Raw genomic sequence first — 10,105 nt, 5'->3', positions numbered from 1 at the left:
TTCCCCAACCTTTATTATCTGCTTTCCAGCCCTCTGCATACTCATAACAAGCAGCTCCGTCAAAATAAGCTAGTCCATGACTGTCTCTACAAAAATGACCAGGAACCCAATCTAAAATAACGCCTATATTTTCTTTATGACATTCATCAATAAAATATTTTAAATCATCACTATCACCATATCTGCTTGTAGGTGAATAAAATCCTGTTATTTGATATCCCCATGATTCATCTAATGGATGTTCCATAATTGGAAGTAATTCAATATGTGTATATCCCATCTCGCTTGCATATTTCGGAAGTGAATTTGCTAAATCTCTATATGAAAGAACTTTATTATCTTGCTTCTTCCAAGATCCTAAATGAACTTCATAAATATTAATTGGATTTTCATAAAATATACCGTCTTGTCTTGATTTCCATTTTTTATCTGACCATTTATATTTACTCTTAGGTCTTATAATAGAAGCTGTATTAGGACGAAGCTCAGATTTTCTTCCAAAAGGATCTGCTTTTAATAAGGTCTCATTATTTTTCCCGATAATTTTAAACTTATATAAATCATCTTTAGAAATACCATAAAAAAAGCCACTCCATAAGCCATTATCACTTATTTTTTCAAGCTCATAATTGATATCATTCCAATTATTAAAACTCCCTATAACAGAAACTTTTTTTGCATTTGGTGCCCACACAGTAAATCTAGCACCTCTTTTTCTATTTTCAATCCGTAAATGTGCGCCCATAAAATTATATGCTGCAGTACATTTTCCTTCATGAAATAAATATTTATCATAATCGCTAATCATATTTTTCTCCTTAAAATCATTTAGACATATTAAATACTTATGTAAAACTAAGTCATTTACATTATATATAAAATCAAGGTATTTTACCATAAATTGCCTTCTAAAAATTCCGATAAAATTTTCATTTTAAAACCTGATTTTCAAAGAGAATACCCCTATTTCTTGATTAAGATTAAATTCGTTTTAAATTTTAATAATAATTTACCAAAATAAAAAAAGTCAGATAAAAATCCGACTTTTTTTATTTAACTGTTTAAAACTTTATTTAATGCAATTAATGCACCAATTTTAGCATGATCAAATGTTAAACCACCTTGAATATAAGCTATGAAAGGTTCTCTTATAGGTGCATCTGCTGATAATTCAATAGTTGCTCCTTGCATAAACGAACCTGCTGCCATTATTACATCATCTTCATATCCTGGCATAGGTGCTTTTTCACAACTTACAAATGAATCTATTGGCGCTCCCTCTTGAATCCCTTTTATAAAGTTACATAAAGGCTCTTCTTTTCCGAAAATAATTGATTGAACTATATCAGTTCTTTTATCTGTTGATGCTGGCTTTGTTTTATAGCCAGCAAGCTCCATAAGTCTTGCTAAGAATATAGCTCCTTTAACAGCTTCCATAGTTACATGAGGTGCTAAAAATAATCCTTGCATAAGTGTACGCATAATTCCAAGAGTTGCACCACATTCTCCGCCAATTCCTGGTACTGTTAATCTATAAGATGCATTTTCTACAAATTTCTCTTTACCTACAATATATCCACCTGTTGGAGAAATTCCACCTCCAATATTTTTAATTAACGATCCTGCCATTAAGTCTGCACCAAAATCAGTTGGTTCATGTATATCAACAAGTTCACCATAACAGTTATCTACAAAAACAATAACATCTGGTCTAACTTTCTTTACAAATTCAATTCCTTCTTTAATTTGATTCATCATAAGTGAATATCTTGTACTATAACCAGTACTTCTTTGAATATGTACTATTTTTATAGTCGAATCTGATAAAAGTACTTCTTTTACTTTATCTAAATCTAGATATTTCTCATCAATAAGGTCTACTTGACGATATTTAACACCATAATTTATAAGAGACCCCATATTATTTTCCTTACTTCCAATTCCAATTACACCATGTAATGTATCATATGGTAAACCTGTTATAGTAAGTAGTGTATCGTTAGGTCTTAAGTTTCCAAATAAAGCAGTTCCAATTGCATGAGTTCCATTTACAAAATGTGGTCTTACAAGTGCAGCTTCTGTATTGAATACTCTAGCATAAACTCTATCAAATCCTTCTCTTCCCATATCATCATATCCATATCCAGTTGAGTTAGTAAAATGTGAATCACTAATTCTTTCTTCTTGGAATGCATTTAATATTTTAAATTGGTTATATTCTCTTATTAAATCAAGCTCCTCAAATTGAGATTGTACATCTTTTAGAGCTTGCTCATATAGACTAAATGCATTGTCTTGTATATTATATTTTTCCTTTAAAAATTTTTCTGTTTCCTTTAACATAAAATTGCCTCCTAATATATATCTTTTAATAAAATAAATAGGCATAAGTTCTATGCCTATTTACATTAATTTAAAACCAATTATTGGTCGTTTTTTGTAAATAAGATTGGAATTCCTGGTGTTATAGTAGTTATAGCATGTTTATAAATCATCATCTCATTTGAATCACAATCTAAAACAACTATAAAATTATCAAATCCCTTAACAAAGCCTTTTAATTTATAGCCATTTGTTAGATATATTTCTACTGGTATTTTATTTTTTCTAGCACCATTTAAAAAGATATCTTGTAAATTATTTTGTGGTTTATTCATAAAAATCCCCTCCAAATACAGAATAAATTGTCTTTTAAACCAATTGTTATTTATATTTCTTTAATTAAATTATACAATTAGGATTACTTTATGTCATTAATAATCTGAGATTTAATCTCTGCATCTGTTAGTATATCCTTATTTAAAAAATTTACTCTCTTATCTCTTCTAAACCATGTTAATTGTCTTTTGGCATAATTTCTTGAACCTTTTTTAATTAATTCAATACTTTGATCGAAAGAAATTTTCCCATTTAAATACATAAGAATTTCCTTATACCCAATTCCTTGCATTGATTGATTCGATTCATTAAGTCCAAGTGACATAAGAGATTTACATTCATCGATTAACCCGTTTTCTATCATAGTATCAACTCTTTTATTAATTCTCTCATATAATTTATCCCTATCCATTGTAAGAACAAAATAATGAATATCATAGGGAGATTCATACATTTTTTCACCTAAGTCAAATGAACTAAATGGTTGCTTTGTTAAATAGTAAACTTCTAATGCACGAATAACACGTTTAGTATTATTCATATGAATATTTTTATAGCTTATAGGATCAATATCTTTTAACATTTCATGTAAATATAAATTCCCTTTTGTATCTGCTATGGTTTTTAATTTATCTCTATAAGCAATATCAGATTCTCCTTCTGTAAAATCCATATTACAAGTTAATGCATTAATATAAAGACCTGTTCCACCAGCTATAATTGGAAGTTTTCCTCTACTTAAAATATCTTTAATAATGCTATCACCAAGTTCTTTATAATGAGCTACTGTAAACTCCTCTGTCGGTTCTACAATATCAATCATATAATGAGTAACTCCATCCATTTCTTCTTTTGTAACTTTAGCTGAACCTATATCCATTTTTTTATAAATCTGCATTGAATCTGCTGAAATTATTTCACCATTTAATGCTTTTGCAATTTGAATTGAAAGGTCTGTTTTTCCTACTGCTGTTGGCCCGCCAATTACTAAAATCTTTTCTTTCATTATAATCACCTAAATTATTCTTTTAAACTTTTTATCTAAATCTGTATCTGTAAATTTAATGATAGTTGGTCTTCCATGTGGACAATGAAAAGGATCTTCTATAAATCTTAATTCCTCAATAAGTTTTATCATTTCCATTTCACTTAATGTATCATTTCCTTTTACAGCAGATTTACATGCCATACTTGCAATTTTATTATATTTAACCTCTTCTCTTTTGCCAGAACCTAAATTTTTTAAATTGTCTATAATATTTAAAAATAATCGCTTTGCATCTACTTTTCCTAAAAAATAAGGAACTTCCTTTAAAGCTACTGTATTACCACCAAAACTTTCAATAACAAAACCTGACTCTGTGAAGACATTTTTATTCTCTTCATAATAAGCTAAATCATCTGATGTCATTTCTATAAGTGTTGGAACTAAAAGTGGTTGAACTATAATACTTCCTTCTTTAATATCCTTAAGATATTTTTCAAAATATATTTTTTCATGAGCTGCATGCTGATCTATTAAATATAAAGTATGATTAAATTCACCTAGTATATACGTTTTATTAAATTGTCCTATTATTCTAAGTGGAGGAAATTTAGCTATTTTTTCATCACTTATAGTTTGTGTATTAAATATTTCTTCTGATGTTTTTTCATTTAAAGAGTTTTCTGACTTTTCAAAAATAATATTATCTTTTGAAGAGTTCTTGTCATTTTTAAAATCATCAATAGCTATATATTTAACTTCAGAAGAGGTATCTTTGTTTGTAATATTTTTTTGTTGTGGATTTAATTTAACTTTTTCTTTTAATTTAGATAGTTCTAAATTTGTTTTATCTATTTCACTTATTAAGGTATCCTCTTTTGTTAGAATGGATTCAATTACTTTCGATTCATTTAACTGCTTATTTTTTTCAAATGAATTAAAAATTATAGAAGTATCTTCTGGTATATTAAATGATATTACTTCTTCTTCAACTATATTTTTATTTAAAATTTCTTCTTCGGGTATTTTAAAATCATTAAAAACATCATTTTTTAAAGCTGTATGAACAGATGCAAAAATATTTTTAAATAAATATCTTTCGTCTCTAAATTTCACTTCTGATTTTGTAGGATGAATATTTACATCCACAAACTCTGGGAAAACCTCTATAAATAAAATGAAAAATGGGAACTTATTTACAGTTGCAAATGATTTAAAAGCATTTTCTACTGCTACAGTTAATGTTTTATTTTTTATGTATCTTCCATTTATAAAAATACTTTGATTATTTCTAGAGCCTCTTGAAATATCTTCTTTTCCTATATATCCAAAAATTTTAACATCCTCTTTTATAGTTTCAAAGTATAAAATATTATCTGTAATATTTTTTCCATATACAGCGCGTATAGCATCTTTAAGTTCTCCTCGGCCAAAGGTTTGAAGAACCTTTTTACCATTATTAAAAAGTTTAAAGCTAATATCAGGATTAGCTAAAGAAAGTCTATTTATAATATCTGAAATAATAGATGCTTCTCTAGTATTTGATTTTAAAAATTTTTTTCTAGCTGGAACATTAAAGAAAATATCACGTACTTCTATTGTTGTTCCTAAATTCGCACCACAAGAGGATTTATTTATAATTTTACCACCTTCTATAGTAATTTCTTCTCCAAATTCCATATCTTCAGTTTTTGTTTTTAAGGTTACTTTAGAAACAGCGGCTATTGAAGGAAGAGCTTCACCTCTAAAGCCTAAAGTCATTATAGAGAAGATATCATTTGAATCTTTTATCTTACTTGTTGCATGTGGAAGAAAAGCTTTTTCTAAGTCATCTCTATGTATTCCTACGCCATCATCAATTATTCTAATAAAAGAAGTTCCACCTTCTTCAATTTCAATAGTTATATTTTTTGCTTTTGCATCAATACTATTTTCAACAAGTTCTTTTACAACAGATGAAGGCTTTTCAACAACTTCACCTGCTGCAATTTTATTTGCAGTATCTCTATCTAATACATTAATTCTTCCCATAACTCCTCCTTTTTTATTAAATTTAAATTTCCTTAGCCTCTTTAACTAGTTGATATAGTTTATTCATAGCATCCATTGGATTCAAATTTAATATATCTATATTTGAAATTTCTTTTATAAACTCCTCTTTTTGTATAAAAGTAAAATCCATTTGCATCTCTGCTGATTTATTCTCTATTACTGTTTCTTTAATTATAGGCTCTTCTATAGTTATAGCAGTATCTTTAATTTCTTTAGTTTTATGAGATTTTATTTCTATATTTTCAATAACAGTTTTATCACTACCTTCTAAATCTTGAAGTATTTCTTTTGCTCTATTTATAACTGATTTAGGTATTCCTGCAAGTTTTGCAACTTCTACTCCATAACTTTGATCTGCTCCACCTTCTACTATTTTTCTAAGGAATACAATACTATCATCAACTTCACTTACAGCAACAGAATAATTTTTTACGCCTTCAATAGTTCCCTCAAGTTTAGTAAGCTCATGATAATGAGTTGCAAAGAGTGTATTACATTTAAGAGAATTTTCATTTGAAATATGCTCTATAACAGACCAAGCAATACTTAGTCCATCGTAGGTTGAAGTTCCACGTCCAACCTCATCAAGTAAAACTAAACTTCTAGGTGTTGCATTTTTAAGAATATTTGAAACTTCCCACATCTCTACCATAAATGTAGATTTTCCACCAGCTAAATCATCAGATGCTCCAATTCTTGTAAAGATTTTATCGCATACAGATATATTTGCTTTTCTAGCAGGAACAAAGGAACCCATTTGAGCCATAAGTGTTATAAGTGCAACCTGCCTCATATATGTTGATTTACCTGCCATATTAGGTCCTGTTATTAATAAAAGTCTATTTTCTTTTTTATCTAAAGTAGTATTATTTGAAACAAACTCACCAAGACCTATAACTTTTTCAACAACAGGATGACGACCATCTTCAATTTCAATAAGGCCCTCTTCATTTATTATTGGTTTAACATAATCATTCTCTATTGCAATTTTAGCTAATGTACATAATGAATCTAGTTCTCCAATAATTCTAGCAGATTTTTTTAATCTTGGAATTTCTTTTTCTATAAGTCTTCTTATTTCTAAAAATAAGTTATACTCAAGTTTCATTAGTTTTTCTTCCGCCCCAAGAATTTTTTCTTCCATTTCTTTAAGTTCGCTTGTAATGTATCTTTCTGCATTAGCAAGAGTTTGCTTTCGTATATATCTTCCCTCGGGAATAGAATCATAATTAGCTTTTCTAATCTCAATATAATATCCAAAAACTTTATTGTATCCTACTTTTAAAGATTTAATTCCTGTAATTTCACGTTCAGAGTTTTCAAGGGAAGCTATCCACTCTTTTCCATGTAATTTAGCAACACGAAGCTCATCAACTTCTATTGAGTACCCATCTTTAATAATATCTCCTTCTTTTATACTAAGAGAAGGATCTTCTTTTATACTATTTTGTAGTAACTCCTTAACATCATCTAAAGTATCTAAATTATTAAAATATTCTCGTAATAATATAGATGAAGTAGACTTTAATAATTCATGAACACTTGGTAATTTTTCAAGGGAACTTTTAAGTGAAATCATATCTTTTCCATTAACATTTCCATTTGCAATTTTACCAACAATTCTTTCAATATCATAAATATTTCTTAAAGCTAACTGTAAATCTTCATTTAAGGATAAATTATTAACTAATTCTTCTACACCATCTAACCTTTTATTAATTTCTTTTTTTGATATTAATGGTTCATCTATCCACTTTCTTAAAGCTCTACTTCCCATAGATGTAGATGTCCTATCCATCACCCATAATAAAGACCCTTTTTTTGATTTTTCACGTATATTTTCTGTTAGCTCTAAATTACGCCTAGTATTTCCATCAATGCTTAAAAAATTTATTATATTATAACTTTCAAGAAAGTTGATATTCAATAAACTCATTTTTTGAGTTTCATAAACATACTTTAAAAGAATTCTTGCAGCCATTTCAGCAGCTATATCTAATCCTTCTATCTCAACTTCAGTAAATTGATTTAAAAGTTCCTCTTTAGTTATAAAAAATTGATTTAAATTTTTTATAGTAAATAAAGCATTTGTAGAATTTTGTAATTCTTTCATTAAATCTTCATTAAAGTTTTCATCTATAATTATTTCTTTAGGATTTATTTTTGTAATTTCATCTAAAAGAGTTGATGTAAGATTTTTAAAAGATGTTACTTTAAATTCTCCAGTACTTATATCTGTTGTTCCAATACCTATTTTATCTTCATATTCATAAATTACACTTAAATATGTATTAGATGTAATACTATCACTATTTTCTACATAAGTACCAGGCGTAACTACCTTTACTACATCACGTTTAACTATTCCTTTAGATGCACCAACTTCTTCAACTTGCTCACAAATTGCGACTTTATAACCTTTTAAGATAAGTCGCTGAATATAATTACTTGCAGCATGAAATGGAACTCCACACATAGGAGCTTTTTCATCTAAGCCACAATCACGTCCTGTTAATACTATTTCTAACTCTTTAGATACAGTTTTTGCATCTTCAAAAAACATTTCATAAAAATCGCCTAATCTAAAAAATAAAATACAATCTTTATATCTATCTTTAACTTCAAAGTATTGTACCATCATTGGTGTAAGTGCCAATGTAATTCACCATCCTTAAATTTAATACTATCTATTTAATAATTTTTATTTTAAAATACATTCATCTAAATAAACACTTAAATTTTAACATAAAATGATAAAAAGATAAAAGAAGTTATTTATTTTAGACATTAAGAATTTATACATACCTTTTATAAAAATAGAATTTGTAATATAATAGAAATAATAATTAATTGAATAGGAGGAATCTTTTATATGAATAGTAAAAAAATTGATTGGGAAAACTTAGGGTTTGACTATATAAAAACAGATTATAGATACGTTTCTATTTGGGAAAATGGAAAATGGGATGATGGTGAATTGGTTCAAGATAATAAACTGTCTATTGAAGAAGGATCCCCTGCATTACATTATGGACAACAATGCTTTGAGGGCTTAAAAGCCTATAGAACAAAAGATGGACATATAAATCTTTTTAGACCTGATAAAAATGCTGAAAGAATGAATAAAAGTGCTGATAGACTTTTAATGCCACATGTACCTGTAAATAAGTTTATTAATGCATGTAAAGAAGTAATTAAAAAAAATAATGACTTTGTTCCACCTTATGGTACAGGCGCTACATTATATTTAAGACCTTTCTTAATAGGTGTTGGTGATAATATCGGATTAAAGCCAGCTACTAAATTTATATTTTCAGTTTTCTGTATTCCTGTTGGACCTTATTTTAAAGGTGGAATGAAACCAGTTAACTTTTTAGTATCTGACTATGATAGAGCTGCTCCAAATGGAACTGGTGCTGCTAAAGTTGGTGGAAATTATGCTGGAAGTCTTTTAGCTCAAAAAAAAGCAAAAGAAAATGGATTTGCAGATGCAATATTCTTAGATCCTGCAACTCATACTAAAATAGAAGAGGTTGGTTCTGCTAACTTTTTTGGAATAACTAAAGATAATAAATTTATAACACCACTTTCACCATCAATTCTTCCTTCTATAACAAAATACTCTTTATTGGAAATAGCTAAAGATTATTTTAATATGGAAGTATCTGAAGAAGATGTGTTTATAAATGATTTAGATAAATTTACTGAGGCAGGTGCTTGTGGTACTGCTGCTGTAATAACTCCAATTGGTGGGATACAATTAGAAAATAAATTCCATGTATTCTTTAGTGAAACAGAGGTTGGTCCTATTACACAAAAATTATACGATACTTTAATGGGAATTCAATTTGGAGATATTGAAGCTCCTAAAGGATGGATATATAAAATATAGATAAAAAGGTTGCATAAATTTATGCAACCTTTTTACTTATATTAATCCATCTATAAATTTCTTAAATGTATGAGTCCCCTGTATATAAGAATCTTTATTATCTATTACTTCTTTAAATGTTTCAACATCTAAATTATCTTTATTTATTAATATGTCTAATAACAATTCTTCATCTAGAAGAACTTCAAAAAGTTCTACTGAACAATTATCATACTCTAATTCTTTTACTTTAGCTAAATTTTCTTTTAATTTAGTTAATGCTATTTCTTTATTATTATTATGTAAAAAATCATCACAAATAGTTACTATTGATTCTCTTAAATATATTATTTTTTCCATATAAAATCTCCTTAAATCTTTTTTTATATTATATCATAATTAGTTTAATAATAATAATAGTTATTATTAAACTTCTATTATCCTTATTTAAATATATAGCTTTAAGATAAAAAATCTATAAATAGAGTTTGATTTTAATCTATTTATAGATTTTAATTTAATAATTTTCAATTAATAAT

Annotated in this window: 8 protein-coding genes; 1 reads left to right on the top strand and 7 read right to left on the bottom strand. The window is 27.4% G+C overall.

Annotation, left to right across the window (positions count from 1 at the left end; translation table 11 throughout):
* The 6 genes from ACRDDY_RS00515 to mutS all read right to left on the bottom strand — a co-directional run.
* Nucleotides 1-808, bottom strand: an 808-nt coding sequence (locus ACRDDY_RS00515) for an alpha-amylase family glycosyl hydrolase (RefSeq protein WP_438563013.1), incomplete at its 3' end; no start/stop codon positions are given.
* Nucleotides 809-1,053: 245 nt separating this feature from the next.
* Nucleotides 1,054-2,343 (bottom strand): aminotransferase class I/II-fold pyridoxal phosphate-dependent enzyme, encoded by a 1,290-nt coding sequence (locus ACRDDY_RS00510; RefSeq protein WP_438563012.1) that lies wholly within the window; start codon nt 2,341-2,343, stop codon nt 1,054-1,056.
* Between the two features lie 80 nt (nt 2,344-2,423).
* Entirely contained in the window at nt 2,424-2,657 is a 234-nt protein-coding gene (gene hfq, locus ACRDDY_RS00505) for an RNA chaperone Hfq (RefSeq protein WP_438563011.1), read from the bottom strand.
* Between the two features lie 83 nt (nt 2,658-2,740).
* Nucleotides 2,741-3,664 carry a tRNA (adenosine(37)-N6)-dimethylallyltransferase MiaA gene (gene miaA / locus ACRDDY_RS00500; protein WP_438563010.1) on the bottom strand — a complete coding sequence of 308 codons (924 nt, stop codon included), beginning with the start codon at nt 3,662-3,664 and terminating at the stop codon, nt 2,741-2,743.
* 9 nt (nt 3,665-3,673) lie between these two features.
* Nucleotides 3,674-5,674 carry a DNA mismatch repair endonuclease MutL gene (gene mutL, locus ACRDDY_RS00495; protein ID WP_438563009.1) on the bottom strand — a complete coding sequence of 667 codons (2,001 nt, stop codon included), beginning with the start codon at nt 5,672-5,674 and terminating at the stop codon, nt 3,674-3,676.
* A 22-nt stretch (nt 5,675-5,696) separates the two neighbouring features.
* Nucleotides 5,697-8,351 carry a DNA mismatch repair protein MutS gene (gene mutS, locus ACRDDY_RS00490; RefSeq protein WP_438563008.1) on the bottom strand — a complete coding sequence of 885 codons (2,655 nt, stop codon included), beginning with the start codon at nt 8,349-8,351 and terminating at the stop codon, nt 5,697-5,699.
* Between the two features lie 216 nt (nt 8,352-8,567).
* Between mutS and ACRDDY_RS00485 the strand changes: the two genes are divergently transcribed.
* The gene (locus tag ACRDDY_RS00485) at nt 8,568-9,587 is read left to right on the top strand and encodes a branched-chain amino acid aminotransferase (RefSeq protein WP_438563007.1); all 1,020 of its coding nucleotides are present in this window, start codon (nt 8,568-8,570) and stop codon (nt 9,585-9,587) included.
* A 36-nt stretch (nt 9,588-9,623) separates the two neighbouring features.
* Here the strand turns inward: ACRDDY_RS00485 and ACRDDY_RS00480 are convergent, their stop codons facing one another.
* Nucleotides 9,624-9,926 carry a hypothetical protein gene (locus ACRDDY_RS00480; protein WP_438563006.1) on the bottom strand — a complete coding sequence of 101 codons (303 nt, stop codon included), beginning with the start codon at nt 9,924-9,926 and terminating at the stop codon, nt 9,624-9,626.
* Nucleotides 9,927-10,105: the final 179 nt, after the last annotated feature.

Origin of the sequence: Clostridium sp. (genome assembly GCF_051656525.1) — a bacterium.
Lineage (GTDB): Bacteria > Bacillota > Clostridia > Clostridiales > Clostridiaceae > Clostridium.
The sequence above is the reverse complement of the archived record's forward strand: the minus strand, read 5'-3'. Positions and strand labels throughout refer to the sequence as shown.

What these genes read in the sequence shown, in the direction of transcription:
- ACRDDY_RS00510 (WP_438563012.1), bottom strand. Translation starts at nt 2,343, where the DNA reads ATGTTAAAGGAAACAGAAAAATTTTTAAAGGAAAAATATAATATACAA.
- hfq (WP_438563011.1), bottom strand. Translation starts at nt 2,657, where the DNA reads ATGAATAAACCACAAAATAATTTACAAGATATCTTTTTAAATGGTGCT.
- miaA (WP_438563010.1), bottom strand. Translation starts at nt 3,664, where the DNA reads ATGAAAGAAAAGATTTTAGTAATTGGCGGGCCAACAGCAGTAGGAAAA.
- mutL (WP_438563009.1), bottom strand. Translation starts at nt 5,674, where the DNA reads ATGGGAAGAATTAATGTATTAGATAGAGATACTGCAAATAAAATTGCA.
- ACRDDY_RS00485 (WP_438563007.1), top strand. Translation starts at nt 8,568, where the DNA reads ATGAATAGTAAAAAAATTGATTGGGAAAACTTAGGGTTTGACTATATA.
- ACRDDY_RS00480 (WP_438563006.1), bottom strand. Translation starts at nt 9,926, where the DNA reads ATGGAAAAAATAATATATTTAAGAGAATCAATAGTAACTATTTGTGAT.